We start from the raw sequence: 26,456 nt of genomic DNA, 5'->3' as shown, positions 1-26,456 counted from the left end.
GCAGCAAACAATGGGCAAAAACGTAGTTGTTCTCGGCACTCAATGGGGTGACGAAGGAAAAGGTAAGATTGTCGACCTTCTAACAGAACAGGCAAAATATGTAGTTCGCTACCAAGGTGGCCACAATGCTGGTCATACTTTAGTTATCAATGGCGACAAAACCGTACTTCATCTGATCCCATCGGGTATTTTACGCAATAATGTGAAATGCATTATTGGTAACGGTGTGGTGCTTGCCCCCGACGCCCTGATGAAAGAGATCAACATGCTCAAAGATCGCGGCATTCCCGTTGAGGAGCGTCTGCTGATTTCTGAAGCATGCCCGCTGATCCTACCTTTCCACTGTGCCCTCGATATCGCCCGTGAAAAAGCCCGCGGTAATAAAGCGATTGGTACAACTGGCCGTGGTATTGGTCCTGCGTATGAAGACAAAATTTCCCGCCGTGGTTTACGTGTTGGTGATCTGTTTAATGCTGAGCTATTTGCTGAAAAGCTGAAAGAAGTGATGAAATATCATAACTTTATGCTGACAGAGTATTATCAGGTTGAAGCCGTAGATTACGAACAAACGCTAGCAGATGCATTGGCTATGGCCGATTATCTGAAGAGCATGTGTGTTGACGTGACTGAACTCTTGGATACTGCCCGTAAAGCCGGTGAGCCAATACTGTTCGAAGGCGCGCAAGGTACTCTGCTTGACATCGACCACGGAACATATCCCTTCGTAACCTCTTCAAATACCACCGCTGGTGGTGTTGCGACGGGTAGCGGTTTTGGTCCACGTCACTTAGACTATGTCCTAGGTATCATGAAGGCGTACACCACTCGCGTGGGTGCGGGTCCTTTCCCGACTGAACTCTTATGTGAAGTGGGCGATCATTTAGGTACTAAAGGCCATGAGTTTGGTGCGACCACGGGGCGTAAACGTCGTCCAGGTTGGTTGGATGCAGTGGCAATGCGCCGTGCGGTACAAATTAACAGCGTCAGTGGTTTTTGCTTGACTAAGTTAGACGTACTCGATGGTCTGAAAGAAGTGAAGATTTGTGTTGGTTATCAACACCCTGATGGCACAATTTCGAAAGTCACTCCACTAGCTGCCGAAGGTTATGAGCAGGTTACACCTGTTTATGAAACTATGCCGGGTTGGAGCGAGTCAACTTTTGGGGCGACATCGATTGATCAATTGCCACAGGCTGCGATCAATTACATCAAGCGTATTGAAGTCTTGCTAGAAACGCCTATCGATATTATCTCTACGGGTCCTGATCGTAACGAGACCATGATTTTAGTGAGTCCGTTCAATTAAGACTAAAAAGGCCGTGTTTCACGGCCTTTTTCTCCGCTTCTTTATGCCTTTCTCTGTTTGTTTCTGTGGTTAGATATTCAGCTCAAGCTCAAGAAATAGGTTATACTGCCGATGCAAGTATTCACCCTATTGTCATTGAGAGTCGTTATGCTACGTACAGCATTAGTTGCACTACTGCCCTTAGTATCTTCAATGTGTTTTGCAGAAACACAGGCTGTGGATATTTACAGTCAAGCTCAGCTGCTTGAGTTGATCAATAGCAATCAATACTTAGCTAAAGTGAAGCGTGATGACTGCCAGCTAGTCCAAGACATAGAGGCGCGTGCCGAAGTATTGAAACAGCCGCTATATCAGTTCCTGTGGGGCGAAATGCTTAATCATGGGGCCTGCGTGAAGGCAAATCCCGAGAAGGGGATGAACTTGCTACGGGACTCGGCCGAGCAAGGCAGCCCTGAGGCGCTGGTAAAACTTGCCGAGTATTACCAGAGTGGTAAATTTGTTATTCGTAATAAAGACCGTGCAGTTAGCTATTTACTGCCGGCCGCTGCGGGTGGCAGCTTACCCGCTCGTATGATGTTAGTGCGTTTATTCGGTGAAGGTTATGGTAGTCCCCGGGATTATGAGATGGCCTATCACTGGTTATATAACGATGTTTTTGCGGATGAGGCAACTAAGAATAAAGCCTTGTCTTTATTGCAGGTGTTAGCAGCTAAAATGCCCCCAAGTGCAGTGGCGCGGGCCCAGCAAGCTCAGTTGCGAACCCATTAAGATGTCTCTGAAAACAGGGACACATTATTTGGATATTGAATGATTAAAGACCCTCATTTTGAGCGTGAACAGGATAAGTACGAAAACCCTATCCCAAGCCGTGAGTATATTATTGATTACTTACGTTCTCAGAAATCACCTATCACCCGTGACAGCATTGCCGCGGCGTTAAACATCCACGAGGAAGAGCAGCTTGAAGCCCTGCGCCGTCGCTTACGGGCGATGGAGCGCGATGGCGAACTGGTATTCACTCGCGGACAGAGCTATGGCTTACCCGAGAAGATGGATCTTATTTCCGGCACAGTCCTTGGGCATAGAGAAGGCTTCGGTTTTTTCAAACCCGACGAAGGTGGCGATGATTTATTTATCTCTAACCGCGATATGCTGATGTATTTTCACGGCGATAAAGTGCTAGCTCAAAAGGCCGGCATGGACCGCAAAGGCCGCCGTGAAGCACGTATCGTACGACTTATTCAGCCGCGAAGCGCCGCGATTGTTGGCCGTTATCATGTCGATAGCGGTATGGCATTTGTCATTGCCGATGATAAGCGAATTACCCAAGAGATTTTAGTCGCCAATGAAGACCGCAACGGTGCCCGTCAAGGTGATGTTGTGGTGGTGGAGTTAACCCGTCGTCCTGGGCGTTTTGTTAAAGCCGCGGGTAAAGTTACCGAAGTACTCGGTAAACAAATGGCGCCGGGGATGGAAATTGAAATTGCCCTGCGCAACTATGATTTACCCCATACTTGGTCAGCCGTGATCGAGAAGAAACTGCGCCGCATTCCCGATGAAGTCGTCGAAGCCGATAAAGTCGGCCGTGTTGACCTGCGTCATCTGCCATTAGTGACTATCGATGGGGAAGATGCCCGCGATTTTGACGATGCGGTTTACGCCGAAGTCAAACCCAGCGGCGGCTGGCGTTTATGGGTTGCGATTGCAGATGTGAGTTACTATGTGCGTACCGATTCTGCTTTAGATACTGAAGCGCGTGCCCGTGGTAACTCAGTGTATTTTCCGTCGCAAGTGATCCCTATGCTGCCGGAAAAGATCTCCAACGGCCTTTGTTCGCTCAATCCCCACGTTGACCGCTTATGTATGGTTGCCGAGATGACTGTGTCTGCAAAAGGCAAGTTATCGGGTTACAAGTTTTACCCGGCGGTGATGCACTCGCACGCACGTTTTACCTATACCCAAGTGGCAGCCATGTTGGAAGGCGGGCCGATTGCGTCTGAGCATGAAGCCTTGTTCCCGCACTTACAGTGTTTACAGTCATTGTATTTAGCGCTCGATGAGCAAAGAGCCGAGCGTGGTGCGATTGCGTTTGAAACCATGGAAACGCAGTTCATTTTCAATGAGCAGCGCAAGATTGAAAAAATCGTGCCGCGTGGTCGTAATCAAGCCCATAAAATTATTGAAGAATGTATGATTTTGGCTAACGTTTCTGCGGCCAAGTTTGTTAAGAAACACAAAGGTGAAGTGCTGTACCGTGTTCACGAAGCGCCATCTGAGCAAAAATTGGCGAACTTCAAAGAGTTCCTGGCTGAACGCGGTTTGACAATGACCGGTGGTCTCGAACCTACGCCATCGGATTATCAGAACGTCATGTTGCAAATCGCCGATCGTCCCGATGCGGAGCTTATTCAAGTGATGTTGCTGCGCTCTATGCGCCAAGCGATTTACACGCCGGATAATGAAGGTCACTTCGGTCTAGCCTTAGAAGAATATGCACATTTTACCTCGCCAATTCGCCGTTATCCGGATTTAGTTTTACACAGAGTGATCCGTTATTTACTGGCGAAAGAAAGAGGCGAAGCCACTGAGAAGTGGACGCAGGATGGTGGTTATCACTATCAACTCGATGAACTCGATCAATTAGGTGAAGAGTGTTCGACCACAGAGCGCCGTGCCGATGAAGCGACTCGCGATGTGAGCGATTGGCTCAAGTGCGAGTTTATGCAGGATCACGTCGGCGATACCTTTGACGCTGTGATCGCCTCAGTGACCAATTTCGGTCTATTTGTGCGTTTAAATGAGCTATTTATCGATGGCTTAGTGCACATTTCAAGCCTAGGGAGCGATTATTATCAATTTGACCCTATGCGCCAGCGTCTTATCGGTGAGAATACGGGGCAGATCTATCAGGTTGGCGATCCTGTGACAGTAAAAGTCGCCGCGGTAAATCTGGACGATAGGCAAATCGATCTGATGATGATTGGAGATAGCGCTAAGGGCGGCAAGCGTAAAGCATCTGCCAGCCGAGATAAGCCGTTGACGGCCCGTGAGCGAGTCAATCGTGAAGGCGCTAAGTTGGCGAAGGCGACTAAAGCTGGGGCGGTGAAATCGAAAACCAGTTCCGCCAAGGCCAAACCCAAAGTGGGTACTAAAGCAAAGAAAGATGTAAAAAGTCCGGCTAAAAAGCCTAAGGCCGCCAAGCGGAGCACGAGAAAGAAATAAATGAAAAAACAAGATATTATTTTTGGGATCCACGCAGTTGAGGCCCTGTTAAAGCATAGCCCTGAGCGGATTATTGAGCTGTGGTTATTGCAGGGCCGTGATGACGAACGTTTAACTGTATTGGCTAATCAGGCCAAAGCCTTTGGCACGACGATTCAAGTGGCTTCCCGTAAAGCGTTAGACGACAAGGCAGAAAGCAGCCAACACCAAGGCATAGTTGCACGTGTAAAAGCGGCTAAGGTATTGAGTGAGCATGATTTAGACGATTTATTGGCTAAAACAGAATTACCCTTTTTACTGATTTTAGATGGTGTTACCGATCCCCATAACTTAGGTGCTTGCCTACGTAATGCCGACGCGGCGGGTGTACAGGGGATTATCGTCCCTAAGGATAACTCCGTTGGTTTAACTGCTACCGTGAGTAAAGTGGCCTGTGGCGCAGCCGAAACTGTGCCCTTATTCCAAGTGACCAACCTTGCGCGCACTATGCGCCACCTACAGGAAAAAGGTATTTGGATCGTGGGTACGGCGGGCGAAGCGGATTGTGAGTTATATCAAGCCGATCTTAAGGGGCCGCTGGCGATTGCGATGGGTGCCGAAGATAAAGGACTGCGCCGTTTAAGCCGCGAATCCTGTGATTCGCTGATTTCCATCCCGATGGCGGGCAGTGTGTCGAGTTTGAACGTATCTGTAGCGACGGGTATTTGTTTATTTGAAGCGGTACGCCAACGCCGCAGCTAGTTTGCGCGTTTCATCAATAACGATAAAAAAGACGGGCGATCCCGTCTTTTTTATGTCCGTTTGCCCTGGTTCGACTTAAGCGGTTTGCTTGCGGCTATCTGGCTCAAGAATAGTATCTTCCCCCTGGAGCATTAAGTTGTCTTGCGGGGTTAACGTGTCACTCGATACTAAATCAAAGTCGAAAGTGAGTTGCTCCTCATCATGTTCAACGAAGTCATCATTAAGCGCATCGGCACCTAAATCTTCTTCCTCTTCCATTGGTGAGGGAGTCATTTGCTCCTGAATCGATTCGACATCAACGCGTGGGTCGAGTGCTGCCGCAAGGGGCGATGACACTAAGTCCCCCGTGGCCATCATATAGTCTTGGGTCACATTGGTTTCGGCCTTTTGCTGTGAATGCAGATAGCGTAACCGTGAAAAGAGCACTAAGGTACAGACCGACATAAAGCCGTAGAGCATGCTATTGCCGAGCCATTGCATTAGGGTTGAGGCAATAAGTGGGCCGATACTGGCACCTAGGCCGAAGGTGAGTAATATCGTTGCCGACAGGCCGACCCTTTCATTTTGCTCGACACGGGAGTTGGCGAGTGCTGTTGCCAGTGGGTAGAAGGTAAAGCCGAGGATCCCGAACAGAAAAGTCATCACCAGTGACAATACGGGATGATAGGGCGTGAGTGCTATGCCTAAGGCTAAGATCCCAAGGAGCACGCAGTTAATGCGGATCAGGCGGCTGCGGGACATGATATCGGATAATTTCCCCATCGGCCATTGTGCCAGCAGACCTGCTAAAATGGTTGCCGTCATATAGGTGGCGACTTTCTCCGGCGGTAACCCTAAGTTACTCGCATAGGCGGGTGCCAAACCATAAAAGGAGCCCACTATCATGCTACCAATGGCGATGGTAGTCAGTGCCTGCGGTGCTTTTCGCCAGTAGTGAGCAATTTTCAACGGGGCAGGTACTAATGGAGCTGGGTGAATGCGACGTGTTAATGAAATGGGGACGATACACAGGGCAAAACAGATAGCGATCAGTAGTAATGGTTCTAAGCCTAGTTCGGGGTAAATACTGATAGCACCCTGGCCTAAGATCAACCCAAAATAGGAGACTATCATATAGCTGGCGAATACTGTGCCACGTTGGCTGCTCTCCGCTTGTTCATTCAACCAGCTTTCGAGCACCATATATTGGCACATCATGCCCATACCGACGATAAGTCGGAGTAATATCCATATCGCTAATTGATCGACAAGGGCATGACCTAAGGCGGAAGCGGCGACAATCCCGGCGCTGGCAACAAAGGCTCGAATATGGCCAACTTGGGCGATAAGTCTATGGCCGATCTTGGAACCCGCCACAAGGCCAACATAGTAGGCTGACATCATGGCCCCAATCCAGAGCTGAGGCACATTGATGACCGAGAGTCTGAGACCCAAATAGGTTGTCAGTAAGCCGCCTGCCAGCACAGTTAATAGGGTCGTGCTATAGAGAGAGGCGAAAGTGCGTAGCGGGTTTGCCATTAACGACTCCTTGTAAGATTACTCGAGGTGAGTATATCAGGAGTTAGTGTTTATTCAGTGTTGCAAATTGTTGGTATTTATTGATTAAGTTATCGTTTTTATGAGTGAGTCACTAAATTGTGCTGAAATAGGATTTGGCTGAGAGGAATTGTTGTTTCAGCCAAGCTACTTTGCAGCTTACTTATCTAAAGGTATAGAGCAAGTTGAATGTGGTGATAGTGTCTGTCTGCTGACTACCTTCTGGTACGATTTCGGTATATTTAATGTTCATACCTATCTTAAATGCCCAGTCTTGAAACACCAGATTCTTATAGTTCATATCTAACGTGAGGGTGTTGTTATTCTTACCCGCCTCGGCGGTGAGATCGGCATTGAGACTGCTGTATTCTTGCAGCTTCTGAGAAAACTTAGCCGCTGTACGTAAAATGATGTCCTTTTCAGCCCTAGGATCAGGTTCTGTCACCGACTCTGCTGGCAGGTTGTATCTATAACCTGGGCCGATCTCGAGACTGAGCTTGGTTTTATAACTACTGATGGCGTTGAAACCGTAACCACTTGAGATTGTAGATATTTTAGTGTAACTGCCAAACTGATCCCAAGTGAAATCACCGCGGCCAAAGATATACCCCTTGGAGAGCTTATAGTTGGTCTGCAACTGCAGTTCATATTTTTCTGATGTGGTTTGACTTTTTTCAGACGCAAAGTAAGCCTTGAGTGTGGCTTCTTGTTTGGTTTGCTTAGTATCGTAAATCAGTTGGGTTCGACCATTAAAACTGCTGGACTCGGTATTGCCCGTATTCAGTTGCAAGCCTGCTTCGACTTCCGCAGTAAAATCGCTGGGCGGTTCCTGATAATCGGGTGGAACTAGCGCAACTGCCGGAAAAGATAGGCAAAATAAACTAACTGGAGCGATAACTTTTAGCATTGTATTTTATTCTTGGTTGGCTGATCTTAGAGGTCCGAATGTGGGTGAGGCGTCATCATACCTGTATTGACACTCGAGGCAAAGTTATTGCTTGAGTTTCTGGCTTGCTTTCTGTACTATCTCGCGCTCAAATCAGTCACTATTTTTCGTTCCTTGCCTCCATTTGGTCTGACTGAGCCAATAACGAGGCTACATAACCGTAAGGAGCAATAAATGCGTCATTACGAAATCGTATTTATGGTTCACCCAGATCAAAGTGAACAAGTACCAGGTATGATTGAGCGTTACACAGGTGTTATCACCGAAGCTAACGGCACAATCCACCGTTTAGAAGATTGGGGTCGTCGTCAACTGGCTTACCCAATCCAAGATCTGCATAAAGCTCACTACGTTCTGATGAACGTTGAAGCACCTGCAGAGACGATCGAAGAGCTAGAAACAGCTTTCCGTTTCAACGACGCAGTTCTGCGTAACATGGTAATGCGTACTAAAGGTGCCATCACCGAAGCATCTCCAATGGCTAAAGCTAGAGATGAGCGCGATTCACGTCGTGGCCCAGCTGGCGAACGCTCATACGATGAAGCTCACGCTGAAGAAATCGGTGAGTAAGTTTATCTGTGACCACCAATAGCTTGGTGTTGTCCGGAACCATAACCCGTTCCAGACGCTTTAAAAGCCCAGCAGGGATCGCACACAGTGTGATTATGTTGGAACACAAGTCGCAGCGTTATGAAGCCGAAATGCTCCGCAACGTCTACGTACAAATACAAGTGATAATGAGTGGCCCGCGCTTTGAAAGCGTCGCAGACAATCTGAAAGCAGGTGTGGAAGTGCAAGTGCAAGGCTTTATGACCCTTCAACAGGGTAGAAATGGTCAAAATCGCTTAGTTATCCATGCCGAAAATGTCGAATTGAAAACTTAGGAGACTGTCACATGGCACGTTATTTCCGTCGTCGCAAGTTCTGCCGTTTCACCGCTGAAGGTGTTGCAGAAATTGATTACAAAGATATCGTTACTTTAAAGAACTACATCACTGAAAGCGGCAAGATCGTTCCAAGCCGTATCACTGGTACTAGTGCTAAATATCAGCGCCAACTAGCTCGCGCTATCAAGCGTGCTCGTTATCTTTCTCTACTGCCATACACTGATTTACATCAGTAATTGCAGTATTAATTCCTAATCGAATATAGAGGATTTGATAATGAACGTTATTCTGCTTGATAAAATCGCTAACCTAGGTAACTTGGGTGACCAAGTTGTAGTTAAGGCTGGTTACGCTCGTAACTACCTGCTACCACAAGGTAAGGCTGTTGTTGCTAACGAAAGCAACGTTAAAGTATTTGAAGCTCGTCGCGCTGAATTAGAAGCTAAATTAGCTGCTGAATTAGCTGCTGCTAACCTACGTGCTGAAAAAATCACTGCACTGGAAGCGGTTGTTATCGCTTCTAAAGCCGGTGATGAAGGCAAACTGTTTGGTTCAGTTGGCAACCGTGACATCGCTGATGCAGTCACTGCTGCTGGTGTTGAGCTGGCTAAATCAGAAGTTCGTTTACCATTAGGCGCTCTGCGTACTACTGGCGACTTCGAAGTTGAAGTTCAGTTACACACTGAAGTTAAAGCTGTTGTTAAAGTATCTGTTGTTGCAGAAGCTTAATTACCAACTGCTTTAAACTAAAAAACACCGCTTCGGCGGTGTTTTTTATGGGTGAACTTCAGCGTGTTGTCGCCATGGTATCGTTTGACATTGGCTTGAAAGGGAATGCATGCGGTGAGCGATATCTGTACACATTTCATCCCAAAGCGCACTCGATTCTAAAATACCAGTCCAAATAAAAAACGCCCACTGCATAACAGTGGGCGGCTTTGGTATAGAGCAACTTATTGGGTTCAGAGTATTAATTTCTCACTAAATCCAACTCTTGGATAAGATTATCTGCATGATCGACTTGATCCATCATCCATAAAATGTAGCGGATATCCACGTGAACTGCGCGGGTGATGGTGGGGTTGAAAAACCAATCCTTAGTGATGGCTTCATAGGTGGAGTCGAAGTTAAGGCCCACCAATTCTCCTTTGCCGTTAAAGACGGGTGAACCTGAGTTCCCCCCCGTGGTATCGACGCTGGATAAGAAGTTAACCGGTACAGAGTTAAATTCTTCAGGCTTATCTAAGCAAGAGAAGAGTCTGCAAATCCAACTACGGGGATCTTGATAGACGGATTTGACTAAGTGATCGCCAACCCGTTGCTCGTGAATCGCATCGAGCAGTTTTTGGGGGGCATTATAGGGTTCAACACCCGTGTGTTTGGCCACTATGCCATCGAGGCGAGTAAAGGGCTGTTTGTAGAGCGCATCGCGGGACTGATAACCATCGACCATACCATAGCTGATACGCAGCGTACCGTTGGCATCGGGATAGACTGGCCAGTTGTTGGCTTTGTAGTAGTCGATAACGGCTGCCATGTAGGCGGGACGCGCAGTAGACAATTTACCATCCACTATTTTTTTCGCTTTTTCCTCGGCCATATTAGTGTCGTACAAAGCGACTGCTAAACGAATAAAAGGATCGGAGCTGGTTTCAAAGGCGCTCGCGTCGGCATTCATCCAAGCTAGGCGTTTAGCTTGGTCCGTGAGTGTTGTCAGTGAGTAAAGGCCATCAAGCTTAGCCGCGAGATCTGCATCTTTATTGTTTAGATCCAGTGCATCGTCAAGAGCTGCTACACGATTAGTCTGGGAAAGATATGCCGTTAAATCCTGTAACCATAGGGTTTTATCGACATTAATATGAAAGCTAGAATCGATACGTTTTAGACGGGAGCTAAACATGGCCACGTCGCGCTCTTGGTAACCGCTTTCACGTTCAGCATCGCTCTTTTGTTTTTCCTTAGCGAGGCGATAGAGGTTATTGGCCGCTGTTAACAGTGTGCTCGATTGGGCGTTGGTGAAATAATAATTGGTTTGAAATGCATGTTGTTGCTCGGCAAGTAACACTTCTAACTCAGGAATGAGGTTTTGATTTAGCTTAGGATTTTGTTTAAGCCAAGCTAAAAAATTATCCTCACGGTTTTGTTTTATGCCTACAATATCCGTGGCTTTAAAGCCAGCCAGCAGACCGTTGAGTTTCTTCATCCGATTGGCCATCGACGCCATATTGCCTGCATATTTAATGGCGATATCGGCATCTTCCTGCCCCATAGCTTCGATAGTATCAATTTGTAATTGATAACGTTTTGCCTGGGTTGGGTAGAGCCAATCACTGGCAAATTTAAGTTCGCTAGTGAGATTATAACGGCTGGTGGTACCAGGGTAGCCTGCGACAAATACGCCATCGCCGGCCTTTACACCATCGGCATTGACCTTAAGGTAACTCTTTGGCTTGTAAGGAATGTTATCGTCGCTGTAGGCCGCAGGTTTACCATCTTTCCCCACATAGGCGCGCAGGAAGGCAAAATCACCGGAATGGCGTGGATATTCATAATTATCGATATCGCCACCGTAGGCGCCAACACTTTCGGGTGGTGCATACACTAAGCGCACATCGCGGATCATCAACTGCTTGATTAAGTAGTATTCTAGGCCGTTATGGAAGCTGCGGACATTACAGCGGTAGTTGGCATCGGCCTCACAGTTTTTGATCAAGGCTTTACTGTGGCTTTCAATTTCTTCATAACGGCTGAGGGGATCTTGGCTCAAGTCTTTAGTCACGTCGCTAGTCACATTGGTGACGGCTTCGGTGATGTATAAACGCTCGTTAGGACCGGCTGAGGGTTCCTTGTCCATTGATGTTGCTAAAAAGCCTTGTTCTAGATAGTTATGTTCTTTCTTAGTGTTATATTGTATCGCCTTATAGGCACAATGATGGTTTGTTACAACTAGCCCTTGGGGGGAGACAAAACTGGCGGTACAATAGCCCAGCCCTACGACGGCGTTCATTGGATAGCTTGTAAGATCGGCCAGTTTTTCTGCAGGAATATCGATTCCGCGTTCACTGAGTTTGTCTGCAATTGAAGGCATTTGATAAGGTTGCCATTGTCCTTCGTCGGCATTCACTATGCCGGATGTCAAAACTAAGGCCGCAACCAATGCAATACGCATGTTCTTTCCTTATTGATTGTTAGAGTGTCCGTTGAAACAGGATAACAGGCGAGTGTAAACCACCCGTTTGCTTGACACGGGTTTTATATCATATTTTGTTAAGTTGTTGGAAATCGGGAGTGTTAATGTCACAACAAGGTGCTTTTAAGCCTAAAAGTAAGCCAAGGGATTTGCAGCTCGATGGACTCAAGCTGCCACCACATTCTATTGAGGCTGAACAATCGGTATTAGGCGGCCTAATGTTAGACGCCGACGCTTGGGATAAAGTAGCTGAAACCGTGGTAAAAGAAGATTTTTACTCGCGCTCGCATCGGATGATCTTCGCGGCGATGCACCGCCTAGTGGAAACCAGTCAGCCCATCGATTTGATTACCGTCTCTGAACAACTTGAGCTTGAAAATCAGCTTGAAGAAGCAGGCGGTTTTGCCTACTTAGGTGAAATTGCTAAGAATACTCCCAGTGCCGGCAATATTGTCTCCTATGCTGAAATTGTCCGTGAACGGGCAGTTGTGCGCGAGATGATCCGTGTGGCCCATGAAATTGCCGATGCGGGCTACAATCCCGAAGGTCGAGACTCGAGTGCCTTGCTCGATCTGGCTGAAAGTAAAGTATTTAAAATTGCCGAGCAACGTACCAATGCCAACGAAGGTCCAGAAGGCATTAAAACCATTCTTGAAAAAACCGTTGATAAGATAGAACAGCTCTATAACAACCCGCATAATGGGGTGACTGGGGTGTCGAGTGGTTTTAGCGATCTGGATAAAATGACGGCAGGCTTCCAATCCGGAGACCTGATTATCGTGGCTGCCCGTCCATCTATGGGTAAAACGACCTTTGCGATGAACCTCTGTGAACAGGCGGCGATGAATGAAGACAAGCCTGTGCTTATTTTTAGTCTCGAGATGCCCTCGGAACAAATTATGATGCGTATGTTGGCCTCCTTAGGCCGCGTCGACCAGACTAAAATTCGTACTGGCCAGCTTGATGATGAGGATTGGGCACGGGTGTCATCGACCATGGGTATCATGCTCGAGCAGGGCAAAATGTATATCGACGATGGCTCGGGGCTCACTCCGACCGAAGTGCGTAGCCGTGCACGCCGTATCGCCCGTGAATATGGTGGCCTGTCGATGATCATGGTCGACTACCTGCAATTGATGCAAGTACCCGCGTTATCCGATAATCGTACCCTTGAGATTGCCGAAATTTCGCGCTCGCTTAAGGCCCTAGCCAAAGAGCTTGAGATCCCTGTGATCGCACTGTCCCAGCTTAACCGCTCGCTCGAACAACGGGCCGATAAACGTCCTGTCAACTCAGACTTACGTGAATCGGGATCTATCGAGCAGGATGCGGATCTCATCATGTTTATTTACCGTGATGAAGTGTATAACAACGATTCTCCAGACAAAGGCACCGCCGAAATCATTATTGGTAAACAGCGTAACGGCCCAATCGGCCGGGTGCGCTTAACTTTCCAAGGTCAGTATTCTCGCTTCGATAATTATGCTGGTCCGCAGTTTGAAGAAGATTAAGTGTGTGGCGATAGAAGATAAGCAAAGCTTATGTATTCTTTTTATTTCTCAGGCTCTTTATTTCCTGAGTAAGCAAGGTAAATTTTGAAACCTTTTCCCCGTGCAGAAATTAGCAGTAGTGCACTGCAAAATAACTTGGCTGTGCTGCGTCAGCAGGCAAGTGCAAGCCAAGTGATGGCTGTTGTTAAGGCCAATGGTTATGGTCATGGATTACTGAACGTCGCCAACTGCCTCGTCAGCGCCGATGGCTTTGGTTTGGCCCGTTTAGAAGAAGCCTTGGAATTGCGTGCTGGTGGCGTTAAGGCGCGTCTGTTGTTGCTCGAGGGTTTTTTTCGTGGCACCGATTTACCCTTACTGGTTGCCCACGATATTGATACCGTAGTGCACCATGAATCGCAAATCGAGATGTTAGAACAGGTGACTTTGGCTAAGCCTGTCACTGTGTGGCTTAAAGTCGATTCAGGTATGCATAGATTAGGTGTGACGCCTGAGCAATTTTCTACGGTTTATGCTCGGTTGATGGCGTGTGCTAATGTGGCTAAACCCATTCATCTGATGACTCATTTTGCCTGTGCCGATGAGCCTGAAAACTCGTACACTGAGGTGCAAATAGCGGCCTTTAATGCCTTAAGCGCAGATTTACCGGGTTTTAGAACTCTTGCCAATTCGGCGGGAGCGCTTTTTTGGCCTAAAAGCCAAGGAGATTGGATCCGTCCTGGGATTGCGCTTTATGGGGTGTCTCCCGTTACTGGTGATTGTGGTGCAAATCATGGGCTCATTCCTGCGATGAATTTAGTCTCACGTCTTATTGCCGTGCGTGATCATAAAGCGGATCAACCCGTAGGTTATGGCTGTTTTTGGACGGCGAAACAAGATACTCGTCTAGGGGTTGTCGCTATTGGTTATGGTGATGGCTATCCCCGCAATGCACCGGAAGGCACGCCCGTGTGGGTCAATGGCCGCCGAGTGCCGATTGTTGGCCGAGTATCTATGGACATGTTGACCGTTGATTTAGGGGCGGATGCGACGGATCAAGTTGGCGATGAGGCGCTGCTCTGGGGCGCAGCCTTACCGGTAGAGGAAGTGGCCGAGCATATTGGCACTATCGCCTATGAGTTAGTGACTAAACTTACCCCAAGGGTCGCGGTTTGCCTAGCATAAGCCATCATTCTGGGTACAAGAAAACGGTGCATTAGCGCCGTTTTTTTATGGGCCAAGCAACTGATGATTAAGCGGATATGAGCTAGCCGTTCTGCACTTGGTTATTGAAGTCCTTAAGGGCAATAATCAAGCTTGCAGAGCGACATGAAGAGAATGCTAAGGGTTAACTACGGATAACGGATTAATTCTCAAAGCAGATTTCAATAAAGGCGGTACCATGAGGACTAGTGAATGGCATGATGATTTTTGTACCATTCGCTTTATGGGAAATAGTATGCCCCTTACCGGAGACGACCATCGGCGTCGCCATTTCAAACTCGTAGCCCTTTTGGCCTAAAAGATTTTTTGCGCCACCTGTGACCATGTTGGTGATTTCGCCAACGAGATCTGTGACTTCTTCATTTATTTTACCTGGGTTCTCACCCAGCATATTTTGCATGATTTGCAGGACAAGTTTTTGCTCAAAGGTGATGGATAATGAGCCCTTGGTCTGCGGCCCAACCATACCAATTAACCCTGACACATCGCCCTTGGCTAAGTTGTCGGTCTTGACTTGGGGTTTGCCCGGCGTGAGGTCCATACTTGCCATAGTCGAAATGACATTGAGCAGCGATTGCAGGAAGGGGTTAATAAAATTGACGTTCATGCTTTAGTGTTTCCTCTTATGAACTTAAGCCTTATGGTCACCATGTCATTAAGGTTAGACGAAAAGTCGCTGGACCACAGCAATCTTAGTCACACTCTATCAGCTTAGATGACACAAATGGAAATGTGAGGTTAATTTCACGATTTTATTATTATTTATCCGTGAAGACCGTTTGAGACCACATCGTTCGATAGTGCCATTTTAGGCACTTTTACTTCCGTTTGCGTGTACTTGGTTTTGCCTACCTGAGTTTTTTTCTTACCTGTGAGTTTATCGATTTTGCATGGGAAAGATGACCTGATGCGGGAACATTCTAGAATTTTCTGCATGTTTATAAAATTAATCTATCTTATTTTCAAAATCTTAAGTGACATTCGAGATAAGACGTCCGTATCTCTAATCGACAATGAGACTCGGCGCACATTTGTGTTCCATAGTGTGATTTACATTAAATTATAATGCAAATGATAATAATTATTGATTGCGATTTGTGTTTTACATATATTAGCGGCGATTAACAGATGGGGGACATCTGTTACAGAGTTTACTCCGCAACAGGAATGCTTTTAATGAAATTTGCAAAACGCCGCAATGGCCGAATCACGCTTGGTGCCCATGTTTTAGGTTCGCTAACGATAGGAATGGCGGTTTCTGCTGCCCCTGCAATGGCAACGGAACCACAGTCACAAGTCGTTGATAAAAAAGTAGAACATATTGAAGTGAATGGTGAGTACTTAGGCTATAACAGCCGTAAGGTACAATCGGGTAAATTTACCGAAGATCTGCTCAACACCGCCAAAACCGTTACAGTGATCAATCAAGACTTGATCAAAGATATGGGCGCTCAGAGTTTTACCGATGCGCTGCGTGCAACCCCAGGTATTACTCTAGGTACTGGCGAAGGGGGCAATCCTTATGGCGATAGACCTTTTATCCGTGGTTACGATGCCCAATCTTCAACCTTTATCAATGGCATGCGTAATGTGGGCTCACAAAGCCGTGAAACCTTTAACATTGAACAAATCGAAGTCCTGAAGGGCCCAAGCTCAGTGTACAACGGTCGTGGCGCCGTTGGCGGTAGCATCAATATTGTGACCAAAAAAGCCCAGTCCGAAGATTTTATTAATGCCGACGTTACCGTGGGGACGGATTCGCTAAAACGCGCCAGTGTAGATGTTAACCATGTGATTGCCGATGAGGCAGCGCTCCGTGTCAACATGATGGCCCATGATGCCGATACGCCAGGGCGTGATGAAGTGACGGGCAATCGTTGGGGCGTGGCACCCTCGGTAACCTTTGGTTTAACCACGCCAACGAAAGTGACCCTCGAGTATTACCACTTCGAAAATCATGACATCCCTGACTATGGTATTCCCTATGATCAGGCTACGGGTCAACCTGCGGATGTCGACCCCGACAACTTCTACGGTTTGTTGTCGCGGGATTTTCGCGACACTATGGATGATACGGCCTCAGTGTTGATCAGCCATGACTTTAACAACGATATGCAGTTTACGTCGACCTCCATCTATAGCCGTAACAGTAATTACTATATTGTGACTAACCCGGACGACACGACGGGCAACGTGGCTAATGGTTATGTCTGGCGTAACACTAAGTCTCGCCATTCGGTCACTAAGACCTTAGCCACTCAACTGCAACTCTCGGGCGAAGCAAAATTGGCCGGGTTCACTAACCGCTTTGCAGTGGGCACCGAATTAAGTAACGAACGTACCAGCAACTTAAGTTATACGGTCGATACGGGCAATGGTCGCAACGCGGGTTGTAATCAGGCAATGCTGGACAACTACAACTGTACGCTGCTGGATAATCCAAATCCCCACGATCCTTGGGTGGGTACCATCACACTCGGTACTAATGCGACTGTGACTGAAACCGATACTCGCTCTATTTATGCCTTTAACACCATTGAATTAACCGAAGCGTGGATGGTGAATGCGGGGATCCGTTGGGATGATTACAGCACCAGCGCTGAGAACTCCACTTCTCAATTTAGCAATGACACTGACTTCTTCAACTACCAATTGTCGCTACTTTATAAGCCTGCTGAAAACGGCAGTATTTATGCCGCTTGGGGCACCTCATCTAATCCGCCAGGTACCTCTAATGGCGATGGTGCAGACCGCCTCGGCAGTACCAACGCCGATTTAGAGCCAGAAGATACCGAAAGCTATGAGTTAGGCACTAAGTGGGACTTCTTTGCGGGGCGTTTATCCCTTAATGGCTCTGTATTCCAAATCGAGAAAAACAACGCTCGGGTCGCGACCTCTGGCGATCGTAATTCGCCGCAGGAAAACGTCGGCGAGCAAAAGGTGAAGGGTTTTGAACTCGGCTTCTCCGGTGACGTTACTGAGCATTGGCACGGTTTTGGTGGCTATACCTACTTGGACGCGACGTTGGAAAGCAATGGCTATAACCAGGCACTCAATGGCAATCGCTTCCCTAATACCGCTAAAAATAGCTTAAGTTTATTCACCACCTACGATGTGACAGAGGAGTTCACTGTCGGTACGGGTGCCTACTATATGGGCAAAGTCTATGGTAATACGGCCAATACGTTGTCGATTCCGTCCTACTGGCGTTTTGATTTGACCTCATCCTATAAGATGAGTGAATTCTTAACCTTACGCCTGAACGTGCAAAATCTGACGGATGAGCGTTATTACGATAAAGCTTACACCGCGCATTTTGCCAATATGGCACCTGGACGCTTAGTAATGTTAAGTGCCGATATGCACTTCTAAGCAGTATTAATCGAGATCTGAATGGCAGCCCTAGGGCTGCCTTTGATGTTTATGCTATTCCAATAGGATTTTGAAATGCTTATTGAAATTCCGAATGTTTTTTCTAAACAAGAAGTCAATCAGCTAAGGGAAGAGCTCGATGCCCGCACTTGGATTGATGGCAACCAGACTTCGGGCGTGATGGCGAGTACCCGCAAACGTAATCAGCAGTTAGACAAAGACGATCCCGTGGGGCTTCGCATCGGTGAGCTGATCATGGCGCGCCTCTTGGCCCATCCTGTATTTGTGTCGGCGGCGCTGCCATTACAGTTTTATCCCCCCTTGTTTAATCGTTATCAAGGCGGAGAAACCTTTGGCTATCATATTGATAATGCGATTCGCTCGACCAGCGATGGTATGGTTCGCACCGATCTGTCTGCGACCTTGTTCTTGAGCGAACCAGACACTTACCAAGGTGGTGAGCTGGTGATCCAAGATACCTATGGTCAGCAAAGTATTAAGCTGGCGGCGGGCTCTTTGGTGTTGTATCCCTCGACAAGCTTGCATCAAGTTACCCCTGTCACCTCGGGGGAGCGTACCTCTGCTTTTATGTGGTTGCAGAGCATGGTGCGCGATGAGGGGCAACGCCGTTTGTTATTTCAACTCGATCAATCGATTCAATCTTTGACGGCGCAGGCCACGCCAGAACAAGAGCTGTTTAATCTCACCGGGGTTTACCATAACTTGCTCAGACGTTGGAGCGAGCTATAGCTTTGGCTCCGAGTCAGGCTTAATCCTAGCTTAATCTCCCCAAAGCAGGCGGTTTAGGGTATAATCCCGCCAGCTCTGAGGGGCAATAAAACAGTAAACGTTAGCTCGTTTACTGTTTTTCCATTTTTATGCTTGCGGTGTGCATTGCTAACCTGCGGCTTAAATTAAGGCGCTTTATCCCTCTAAGCGACAACATACAGGCAAATTTTAATTACTTGAGTCGATAGTAACGTGTTGAAAAATAATCTTAATGATGGTCTACAGCTCGACCGTACCTTCTCCATTGCACCTATGCTCGATTGGACTGATTTTGTTGTTTTCAGCGGGCTGTAAGCGAGTATGGGAGCCATGTGGGGGATTAGTGATTTGTTTTGTTATCAATTGGGCGCCGTTAAATGATTGGGGCCCCGTTAGGTTTAGGTCAGTTAGATTTCAAATATAGTTAAACAAATTTAGATTATAGGCTGAGCCAAGCATCTTCCCATTCATCAAGACTCAGCAACTCGCTAGTGTCCCGCAAGGTGATAAGTCCACAAATATTTTCAAGCTTAAATGTCTGTGTCACTTCTTCCGTTCTGATACTGCAGCGCATGCGTATTTCTTCTTGAACGTCGCTTAAAAATCGGCTTTCACATCATGATAGCAATTCCTATGGCACTGTTTATATACAGTATTATTTGAAAATCGTTAAGTTTAAGAAAGGCCGTAAAAATTTTTTTTGCGCGTTTACACTTATGCTTTATTAAATATTACATTAATTATCAACAAGTTAGTTGTTGATGGTTTGAGTTAATAGGTTTGGAAAACGCGGATGCGCGTTTTCCATATAGTGTATTTGATGAAAAGCTGATAAGTTCTTTGCAATACAGATAGTTAACTATGCGCGTTTTCACTGTTCTGATGAGGTGAACGCGCATGGCACTAATGAAATGTTATATTTACATGGAGAATCGCATATGGACTCAACTATCAAAATTTCACAATTAACTTTTCTTGCTTTTTATATCAATGGTGCCGCAGGATCGGGAAAGTATACCGATCTTACTTTAGATAAATGTTATTCTGCACTTGAAACAGGTGAAATATTTCATTTATTAGAGTCTCGATTAAAGAACGGTTTTGATTCTAGTCTTTTAAATGAAGACCAAAAAATTGAATTAATTGATGAGTGGCAAGGTTTTGCTAACGTGATTGACCATGGGCGTAAACTTTGTATCGACGACGGTGGCTTAAATTTAGTTGTAGCATACATACTTAATAGCATTCAGTATCGAGAAAAGTAAATATAAAAAGAACTTCAAACGGGAAAAGTACAGTTGGTTATTTCACTCATTTCATATTATAGTCAAATTTATTTTTCCGCTTAAGTAGGTGTTTATTTTTTGAGTTAGGATGTATATGAATCAACCAGAAAACCCAGTAATTTACGTATTTAAAGCTTTATTAGCATACGTTTCCCCAATTTCTCGATTTAAGAACTTCGATACTAAATTTGATAATAAAACCAGTAAGTTATCGAAAAAAACAAAAAACACTCTGTCGAAGGTTTATTTAACTTTCTTCCTTTGCAGTTCATTTTCGTTGATTTGGCTTTCATATTACGATCTTAAGTCAACATTAGAGGCGTTGAGTACATTTCGACACCCAGATTGTGGACTAGTTGAGGGAGTTTGTTCAGATACTTGGCTGTCTGGGTATGTAAAACTAAATGACTTTAAGATTTCTACTATATTGGAAGTACTATTTTTAGTAGTGGGTGTTGTGGTAGGTAATATTGGTTGGGATCAAACGGCAAAAGTAAAAGAGTCAGGATTTGAAATTGCACATGAATTTTTCAATGTGATATTAATAATCGCTCTAGCTACTTTATCTATAAGTTTCATTTGTATTGATCTAGTTGATTTTATTCAAGGTAAAAATGATTACCGCGATTTATCATTGAAGAAACTATTATTTTGTTTGATAACATTAGCTTTATTATTTGGAGTTGAAACTTATTACGCACGCAAAAAATTTAACAAAAAAATCAACGCGGACGAATAAAGCTTGGCTCAGTTTCGCTTCGCTCACAATTATAGCTAAGTCTTAATAATCGGTTATTTTGGTGCTGGGGATCCCCTCATAATTGGGGTTTTCTAGCGTCATGAACTAAGTTTAAATATTTGATTAATGCCCAGCGAAAAATGGTCTCCTTTACCGGATATTTGTCTCTTTTGCAGACTTCCTTTCCAAGTCTAACAATTGATAGCACTGCACGCTTTCTCACGGTATTGGCTTAAAAGTATCGCTGCCATCCAAGGTGTTGTGCCGCTAACCCAATACACCACAACACGATTTCAGCCAGCATAGCGATGAGCAGCAATACATCATATCGCTTTGGACAACGGCTGCAGCTTTGTCTGAAGCCCATGCCATATTGCGGACTGTAAGGTCATCATTTACAGTTGTTCGCGCATATCAGACCAATCCACAAGAATAATGGGCATCACTCTTAATTCATAGAAAATGCGTCGCGGATACTGTGTATGTCATTGATAAATAGAGGACTTATGTTTAGCGGTATGTGGATTTTCGAGCAGTCGGTCAATGCGCTTAATATTGTGTTTTGGTGCAACGTTACCTGTTATGTTCCGTACTAACTGAGTTAACGAGAGTTGATTGCCATCGAGTAAAGACTCAGTATCAACCATCAGAGAATTAAGGTGTATTTGAGGGCATTGTTTTTTGAGTAAATTGTGTAATATGTCGATATCACGCATGATGTTGGATCTATTAGGTTTTTGGCGAAATTGATTAGATCAAACAGCATCATGCGTGTCTACTTATTTGAATCCCATCGAATTTATCTGGGGATTCGCTAGACGCGGGCGTTATGCCTGAAGCGGGTTTTAATTGAGGTAAGTGAATATGAGCAAAGAACAGATTCAAGCAGTGATAGATCTTATCCCTGAGTTGACAGATTTTGGTATCGGTATTTACAAAAAGGGTCGTGGGCTTTCACAAAAAGAAAAATCCGATGAATTCTCAAAAAGTCAGGCTGATTTATTAAAGAGCACAGAAGCATTCAATAAGACTGTTGAGTGGTTAAGTCAGGTAAAGCAAATAAAAAATATCAATTCAAAGCGCAGCAGTTACGGTTTGAAGGACTTGGCTGAGAAGAAAATTGGCTATATTACCAATGGCGTGTTTATAGCAGCGGCAGTTCACTCGGGTTTTAAGTACAAGATAGATGAAAATAGTCCAAATGCGCTTTTCAATATGTCTGAAAAGTCGTTGAAAGAAATTGAAAAAGCATAACAAGGCCAGTCAGCAACGCCCACTTCGTGGGCTGGACCTCAAATCCGCTACGCGGCTTTTCGACCGCTGCTGGCAGCGTTAGCTCACAAAGAACTAGGTGTTATATTTGAATTTAAAGAAATTTCAAATCGAAGATTTATCACATCCGAATAGCGATGTGATTTTCATTCTAGAATCTCCCCATACTCAAGAGCTCAACGTTGGATACCCTGCTGCGGGAGAAACTGGCGTGAATATGAGCAAAGTCATATTTAACTGCGAGCAACCACTTGGTGAACTAATAAAAAACAGGGCTCCACTTCCAACCCAACTCTCTATACTTAATTGCTCTCGAATTCCTCTACAAAGTACGTGTTATGCAGGTGAGAAATTGCCACTAAAACTAGTTGAATTTTTTCGTATCCAAACTATTTACGATCCTTTGGTTCAACGTCAGAAAAATCAAATAAAAGACATCTTGCGTAGCGAGATTGGTTTAAACGCCTTAGATAGTTTTGAATCGCGACTTTATGCAAGTATACAAATTTCACAGAAAGCTAAAATAGTGGTTTGCGGGGTCATCGCACAATGCTTTTTTGAAGAAGTAACGAAGTTACAAGGTCAGTTGCGTAAGGCAACTGAATTTGCGTGGAAAGAATTTAATTTTAGCGTGTTTTATGAATATCATCCTTCTTCAAAATCTGGGCGGTGGAGCGACTCTTCGGGTATGGAAGCTCTGCGACACTATTTGAGCTAACAAATTGTTCAAGAGTGATTCGGCACGCGTGGCATTTTTACTATGCGTTGGTTTTAGTAGTTAAGGTGGCATGCGGAGGCTTCGGTATTGCGTGCCTCACACCTTAACAAGGCGTTGAACTAAGCCGCTGCGCGGAGCCTAAAGTGATCCGCTGCTCCACACTTACTCCTAGGGATAATTCCTCACCTAGAGAAAGCTAAAACGATATCAAGTGATTGCCCATCAAACTGTATAAAAACCGCTACCGCAAAAAAGCAAATTCCTATAGCATCATTCATACCCATTTACACGGATGTGGCAGCGGCAAGTCTAATAAGCGATTTATACCCTGCAAACAGTGCAGCGCACAAATACTAAGACGTTAGTTTTTAAGGAAAGTTATGAGTGAAATTCCGGTTAATGTGCTTGTACCAATAGGTGTTGTTATTGCTGCACTTATTGCAGGTGCATTCTCATTTCTAAGTTTAGTGTTAACCAAGGAGCAGCAAATATCCCAATTACGACAGAACTGGATTGATGCACTGCGGGATGATATTTCTAAGTACATTTCTGCTTTGGTCTCAACAGAAGAAATATATTGGGCTATGAAGCAGAAGCATGGAGATTCCGTGGATGTGTTAGCTCGTTCGGTGGAGACTAAAGAAGAGCATAAAGTACTCGCTATTGCCTATTCGAATATCATGATGCGCTTAAATCCAGATGATAAAAGTAAACACCAAAAGGATTTACGTAAGAGTCTTGTGCAATCAAAAAAACTCGCAAATAATGGGAAGTGGTATGAGTCAGTTGCAATGGTTGATAGCATTCGTGACTTTGCTCAGTTGACGTTAAAAGAAGAGTGGGAGCGAGTTAAGATTGGTGAGCCGTCATTTGTTAACTCAAAAAGGGTGGCTGTAATTGGTGTAATTATCGCATTGCTAGTTGCAGGTCTTGTAATCTACAGCATTTCAGCGCCATCAGAACTGCACACAATTAAAAATTAACAAAGCATTTAAGAGTGATTCTTAACACTTGGCATTTTCAGTTTGAATCTGCTTTAGTGTTTACAGCACAATGCTTTAGGTTGGATGGTGGCGTTGTTCACCACTTAATGCGGCGTTAAGTGATAAATTATTGAGCATATATGTACACTGAGAGTGAATTTAATCTAATTCGTTTTTTGAGTAATAAACAATTCATCAAAAGAGAGAGTTTCTCAACGGATTCCGAGTTTGAATATTCTTGCGACCTTGCATTGGAAATGCGAAAGAAGGGAATTCTTAGTTCTCAATCACAAAAACCATACGTTATTAATCATACTGGGCATGGCACAAAATATGAGATCGTCGGAAAATTAAATTTATCTATTGAGGCACAAGACACTCTAAAATTTAATGACTTTAAAGCTTATGCAAAAATCACTAAAAAATCATCCCAGTGGAATCTAGGCAATAGGCTGAGTGTATTTTCAATTATTATCGCAATATTAGGCGTTGCAGTTGCCATTTTTTTAGCAAATTAAAGCACTTAACAACTGCCGTTCTCCACAAGTTATGTAACAGGGAAGAACTGATGTCAAAACCAATAATACAGATAGCCATTCTCGGCCAGCCGCTACCAGATTTCGATCCGCGCGAACTCGCCACCTGGCGATCCAAGGCATTTGTCGTGAAGCCGGAGATCGAAAGTTTTCAGCTGGATGACCACGCAAAGGGAAATGACTGGGAGTTCACTGACGATCAATTCGAAGCAGGGGTTCGAAGGGATCCTACGTGTGCGTTTCTCATTATCTTTGTGAAGGTGAAACTCGAGAACAACTGGTACCTTCGCCGGCTCTCGGATAATCGCGTCGTCTTTACTTTCTATGAGATGGATCAGATCGTCCGCTTCCACGGACTCCCTTTAAAGAATTTGGCGCTAAGAGTGCTGTATGCAGCAGTTTTGATCTACAGGCGCTACGGAGAGCGAATTCCTCCAGCGTCTGAAATAACAAGCTACGCTCATGATGAGACGCGCGGATGCCTCTTCGACATGAATGCAAACAAAGTGGATGTCGTTCATTCGCTTCATCGACCATGCGTATGTGACCAGTGCTGTTCACTGCTCAAGCAAGCCAAGGTCTCGAATGAGTTGCTCGCGGTTGTTCAAAGCGAACTCCACCGAGTTCAGAAGCCGCTCATCGATCGACTCACAGGTTTCGTTAGAGAGCATACTCTGGTGTCCATCGGTATTTCCATCCTTTCCGCACTCGCGCTCGGTGTTGTAGCCTCGCTCATTGCATCGTTGATATATGAGAACTGGCTAACAGCAACATAACAGGCCCATGCACGCGACGTGCGAAACGCACGTGTGATGAGTGGCGTAAGGCACCTGAAGCGAGAGGCGTGCAATGTCCAGAGCAGTTGACTAGTACATGAGACTAGTTGAACGTCTTGGCGACGAAGAAGGTATTAGTGTTGGCCAGATGTTTGGCAAGTCGTGTATCAAGATCTATGGGAATGTATTCATCGCACAATACAAAGACTTTGTGGTGTTCAAACTCACGGGCTCAAGCCACGCGAAAGTGCTGGCGGCAATGCGTGCGGAACTCTGGAATCCATCTGGTAAAGGACCGCCTATGAAAGCATTCTTCTGATGTAATTAAGCTAATTTAAATCTGATGACTACTGAGCTATATCGTCACGCTCAATCCAAGGTAGAGTGATCTTATCTGGCGTGGTGTCAAATTTAGTGGCTAGAAACTCTTTGAGACGTTCCTCATCTACATAACCATCAGGCATAAATTGTTCACGATTCTCACGCCATGCTTTCCAAATAGCCATTTGCTCATCGGTTAATTGCACGCCTGAAGCACTAACATTCCAATTCTTTCCATCGCAGTCTTTGCCACTGTTTCCGCAACCATCTGGTATGTATGTAGCCATTGCCAACTGACTTCCCTGACCAGCAGTGAATGATGCAACCTCAAGCCATATTTGAGCTAAGTCTGCACCTGTTTGCTTCTGAAGATCCATGGCGGCGACTTTTGCAGTTTCGGCTCTGTCAATTTGAGACAGGGCGGACGGAGATATAATTATCCAGCGCAGGCGCTTTCTGCCTGCAAAGCTGGTGTCATTCTTGTCGATTATTTGATACTCATGTGCAACAGGCTTAGTCACTGTTGAAGTCTGTCCTATCGCTGCTTTAGCCGTAGATATTTGTTCTGCTGACACTGCTGCAATATCAGGAGATTGCTTAACAGGATCCATAAATAAGGCAAAGAGAAACAAGAAAACTGCGGCACCAAGACCATAGAATTTAAAAACTTGTCCGCGAGTTGCTTTGCCTGCCCAAGAGGGTTTAAGTAATCCAATCACACAAATAGCTGATGATGCTAAAAATAATAATGCTAGAACGGTATCCATTCGTTTATTTCCTTTTATATTTAAATCAAAGTGGTGCTTATATGCTCTGGGGCTATTTACTTTTTAGGTAAGCGGCCACCGCTTGCTAAGCATTCTTTGATGGTTTCGTATGGGGTATAGTTTTTAGTGCGTTTATAAGAGCGGCTGGATTTGTCGTGGCAAATATCGTTTTTGCTCTTTTTTACATTGGGTTCACTGGCATCTTCATTGGCGAAGGTGGCGGGGGCAAATAAACACAACATTAAGCAAGCTGATATCCATCTCATCCATTAATTCCTTTTAATTACTACTTTGACCCGTCCTAAATAGCGTTGACACTTTTCAATCTTTATTTGGAGAGTGTAATGAAATCAACAACCAAAACGAACTCAACGGGATT

Annotated in this window: 27 protein-coding genes and 1 pseudogene; 20 read left to right on the top strand and 8 right to left on the bottom strand. The window is 45.3% G+C overall.

Features of this window, described 5'->3' with window-relative positions:
• Positions 1 to 10 precede the first annotated feature (10 nt).
• The 4 genes from SOHN41_RS14705 (at position 11) to rlmB (ending at position 5,269) form a co-directional block, all read left to right on the top strand.
• Positions 11 to 1,306, top strand: coding sequence for an adenylosuccinate synthase (locus SOHN41_RS14705; protein WP_007650452.1), 1,296 nt, complete (start codon positions 11 to 13; stop codon positions 1,304 to 1,306).
• Positions 1,307 to 1,417: 111 nt separating this feature from the next.
• The gene (gene motX / locus SOHN41_RS14700; RefSeq protein WP_007650450.1) at positions 1,418 to 2,074 is read left to right on the top strand and encodes a flagellar protein MotX; all 657 of its coding nucleotides are present in this window, start codon (positions 1,418 to 1,420) and stop codon (positions 2,072 to 2,074) included.
• Between the two features lie 39 nt (positions 2,075 to 2,113).
• Positions 2,114 to 4,528, top strand: a complete 2,415-nt coding sequence (rnr, locus tag SOHN41_RS14695) for a ribonuclease R (RefSeq protein ID WP_007650448.1) — start codon at positions 2,114 to 2,116, stop codon at positions 4,526 to 4,528.
• The gene (gene rlmB / locus SOHN41_RS14690; protein WP_007650447.1) at positions 4,529 to 5,269 is read left to right on the top strand and encodes a 23S rRNA (guanosine(2251)-2'-O)-methyltransferase RlmB; all 741 of its coding nucleotides are present in this window, start codon (positions 4,529 to 4,531) and stop codon (positions 5,267 to 5,269) included.
• Positions 5,270 to 5,344: 75 nt separating this feature from the next.
• On the opposite strand, the gene SOHN41_RS14685 is transcribed toward rlmB, so the two are convergent.
• Positions 5,345 to 6,787, bottom strand: coding sequence for an MFS transporter (locus tag SOHN41_RS14685; RefSeq protein WP_007650446.1), 1,443 nt, complete (start codon positions 6,785 to 6,787; stop codon positions 5,345 to 5,347).
• A gap of 181 nt (positions 6,788 to 6,968) precedes the next feature.
• Entirely contained in the window at positions 6,969 to 7,712 is a 744-nt protein-coding gene (locus SOHN41_RS14680; protein ID WP_007650445.1) for a DUF481 domain-containing protein, read from the bottom strand.
• A 213-nt stretch (positions 7,713 to 7,925) separates the two neighbouring features.
• Here SOHN41_RS14680 and rpsF point away from each other — a divergent pair, with 213 nt between their 5' ends.
• The 4 genes from rpsF to rplI are packed head-to-tail and all read left to right on the top strand — an operon-like array spanning position 7,926 to position 9,367.
• A complete protein-coding gene (gene rpsF, locus SOHN41_RS14675) occupies positions 7,926 to 8,321 on the top strand; it encodes a 30S ribosomal protein S6 (RefSeq protein ID WP_007650444.1) in 396 nt (131 codons plus the stop codon).
• Between the two features lie 8 nt (positions 8,322 to 8,329).
• Entirely contained in the window at positions 8,330 to 8,635 is a 306-nt protein-coding gene (priB, locus tag SOHN41_RS14670; RefSeq protein WP_037459292.1) for a primosomal replication protein N, read from the top strand.
• 11 nt (positions 8,636 to 8,646) lie between these two features.
• Positions 8,647 to 8,874 carry a 30S ribosomal protein S18 gene (gene rpsR, locus SOHN41_RS14665; RefSeq protein ID WP_006083042.1) on the top strand — a complete coding sequence of 76 codons (228 nt, stop codon included), beginning with the start codon at positions 8,647 to 8,649 and terminating at the stop codon, positions 8,872 to 8,874.
• 40 nt (positions 8,875 to 8,914) lie between these two features.
• A complete protein-coding gene (rplI, locus tag SOHN41_RS14660) occupies positions 8,915 to 9,367 on the top strand; it encodes a 50S ribosomal protein L9 (protein WP_007650422.1) in 453 nt (150 codons plus the stop codon).
• A gap of 241 nt (positions 9,368 to 9,608) precedes the next feature.
• Here the strand turns inward: rplI and SOHN41_RS14655 are convergent, their stop codons facing one another.
• Positions 9,609 to 11,807, bottom strand: a complete 2,199-nt coding sequence (locus SOHN41_RS14655) for a S46 family peptidase (protein WP_007650419.1) — start codon at positions 11,805 to 11,807, stop codon at positions 9,609 to 9,611.
• 125 nt (positions 11,808 to 11,932) lie between these two features.
• Here SOHN41_RS14655 and dnaB point away from each other — a divergent pair, with 125 nt between their 5' ends.
• Complete coding sequence (gene dnaB / locus SOHN41_RS14650; RefSeq protein ID WP_007650417.1) at positions 11,933 to 13,339, top strand: replicative DNA helicase; 1,407 nt, start codon at positions 11,933 to 11,935, stop codon at positions 13,337 to 13,339.
• Between the two features lie 84 nt (positions 13,340 to 13,423).
• Entirely contained in the window at positions 13,424 to 14,500 is a 1,077-nt protein-coding gene (alr, locus tag SOHN41_RS14645) for an alanine racemase (protein ID WP_007650415.1), read from the top strand.
• A gap of 181 nt (positions 14,501 to 14,681) precedes the next feature.
• Here the strand turns inward: alr and SOHN41_RS14640 are convergent, their stop codons facing one another.
• On the bottom strand, positions 14,682 to 15,146 hold the full coding sequence (locus SOHN41_RS14640) for a chemotaxis protein CheX (RefSeq protein ID WP_007650413.1): 465 nt from the start codon (positions 15,144 to 15,146) through the stop codon (positions 14,682 to 14,684).
• A gap of 569 nt (positions 15,147 to 15,715) precedes the next feature.
• Between SOHN41_RS14640 and SOHN41_RS14635 the strand changes: the two genes are divergently transcribed.
• A complete protein-coding gene (locus tag SOHN41_RS14635) occupies positions 15,716 to 17,911 on the top strand; it encodes a TonB-dependent receptor (protein WP_007650411.1) in 2,196 nt (731 codons plus the stop codon).
• Between the two features lie 75 nt (positions 17,912 to 17,986).
• The gene (locus SOHN41_RS14630) at positions 17,987 to 18,661 is read left to right on the top strand and encodes a Fe2+-dependent dioxygenase (RefSeq protein WP_007650409.1); all 675 of its coding nucleotides are present in this window, start codon (positions 17,987 to 17,989) and stop codon (positions 18,659 to 18,661) included.
• A 457-nt stretch (positions 18,662 to 19,118) separates the two neighbouring features.
• On the opposite strand, the gene SOHN41_RS20530 is transcribed toward SOHN41_RS14630, so the two are convergent.
• Positions 19,119 to 19,253 carry a hypothetical protein gene (locus SOHN41_RS20530; RefSeq protein ID WP_007650407.1) on the bottom strand — a complete coding sequence of 45 codons (135 nt, stop codon included), beginning with the start codon at positions 19,251 to 19,253 and terminating at the stop codon, positions 19,119 to 19,121.
• Positions 19,254 to 19,617: 364 nt separating this feature from the next.
• Between SOHN41_RS20530 and SOHN41_RS14625 the strand changes: the two genes are divergently transcribed.
• The gene (locus SOHN41_RS14625; RefSeq protein WP_007650405.1) at positions 19,618 to 19,944 is read left to right on the top strand and encodes a hypothetical protein; all 327 of its coding nucleotides are present in this window, start codon (positions 19,618 to 19,620) and stop codon (positions 19,942 to 19,944) included.
• A gap of 115 nt (positions 19,945 to 20,059) precedes the next feature.
• Positions 20,060 to 20,704, top strand: a complete 645-nt coding sequence (locus tag SOHN41_RS14620) for a hypothetical protein (RefSeq protein WP_037459290.1) — start codon at positions 20,060 to 20,062, stop codon at positions 20,702 to 20,704.
• A gap of 76 nt (positions 20,705 to 20,780) precedes the next feature.
• Here the strand turns inward: SOHN41_RS14620 and SOHN41_RS19890 are convergent.
• Positions 20,781 to 21,420 (bottom strand): annotated as a pseudogene (locus SOHN41_RS19890) (hypothetical protein).
• A gap of 148 nt (positions 21,421 to 21,568) precedes the next feature.
• Between SOHN41_RS19890 and SOHN41_RS14610 the strand changes: the two are divergent.
• The 6 genes from SOHN41_RS14610 (at position 21,569) to SOHN41_RS14585 (ending at position 25,308) form a co-directional block, all read left to right on the top strand.
• The gene (locus SOHN41_RS14610; RefSeq protein WP_007650400.1) at positions 21,569 to 21,958 is read left to right on the top strand and encodes a hypothetical protein; all 390 of its coding nucleotides are present in this window, start codon (positions 21,569 to 21,571) and stop codon (positions 21,956 to 21,958) included.
• A 106-nt stretch (positions 21,959 to 22,064) separates the two neighbouring features.
• A complete protein-coding gene (locus tag SOHN41_RS20115; RefSeq protein ID WP_037459285.1) occupies positions 22,065 to 22,694 on the top strand; it encodes a hypothetical protein in 630 nt (209 codons plus the stop codon).
• Positions 22,695 to 23,074: 380 nt separating this feature from the next.
• On the top strand, positions 23,075 to 23,677 hold the full coding sequence (locus SOHN41_RS20170) for a hypothetical protein (RefSeq protein WP_007650398.1): 603 nt from the start codon (positions 23,075 to 23,077) through the stop codon (positions 23,675 to 23,677).
• A gap of 140 nt (positions 23,678 to 23,817) precedes the next feature.
• Positions 23,818 to 24,195 (top strand): hypothetical protein, encoded by a 378-nt coding sequence (locus SOHN41_RS14595; protein WP_037459283.1) that lies wholly within the window; start codon positions 23,818 to 23,820, stop codon positions 24,193 to 24,195.
• A gap of 50 nt (positions 24,196 to 24,245) precedes the next feature.
• Entirely contained in the window at positions 24,246 to 24,989 is a 744-nt protein-coding gene (locus SOHN41_RS14590; RefSeq protein ID WP_007650389.1) for a hypothetical protein, read from the top strand.
• 97 nt (positions 24,990 to 25,086) lie between these two features.
• Positions 25,087 to 25,308, top strand: a complete 222-nt coding sequence (locus tag SOHN41_RS14585; protein ID WP_007650386.1) for a hypothetical protein — start codon at positions 25,087 to 25,089, stop codon at positions 25,306 to 25,308.
• A gap of 28 nt (positions 25,309 to 25,336) precedes the next feature.
• On the opposite strand, the gene SOHN41_RS14580 is transcribed toward SOHN41_RS14585, so the two are convergent.
• Positions 25,337 to 26,077, bottom strand: coding sequence for a DUF4875 domain-containing protein (locus SOHN41_RS14580; protein WP_007650384.1), 741 nt, complete (start codon positions 26,075 to 26,077; stop codon positions 25,337 to 25,339).
• Between the two features lie 56 nt (positions 26,078 to 26,133).
• Complete coding sequence (locus SOHN41_RS14575) at positions 26,134 to 26,343, bottom strand: hypothetical protein (protein ID WP_037459281.1); 210 nt, start codon at positions 26,341 to 26,343, stop codon at positions 26,134 to 26,136.
• Positions 26,344 to 26,456 lie beyond the last annotated feature (113 nt).

Source organism: Shewanella sp. HN-41 (assembly GCF_000217915.1).
Taxonomy (GTDB): domain Bacteria; phylum Pseudomonadota; class Gammaproteobacteria; order Enterobacterales; family Shewanellaceae; genus Shewanella.
This window is presented reverse-complemented; position numbering and strand designations above follow the sequence as displayed.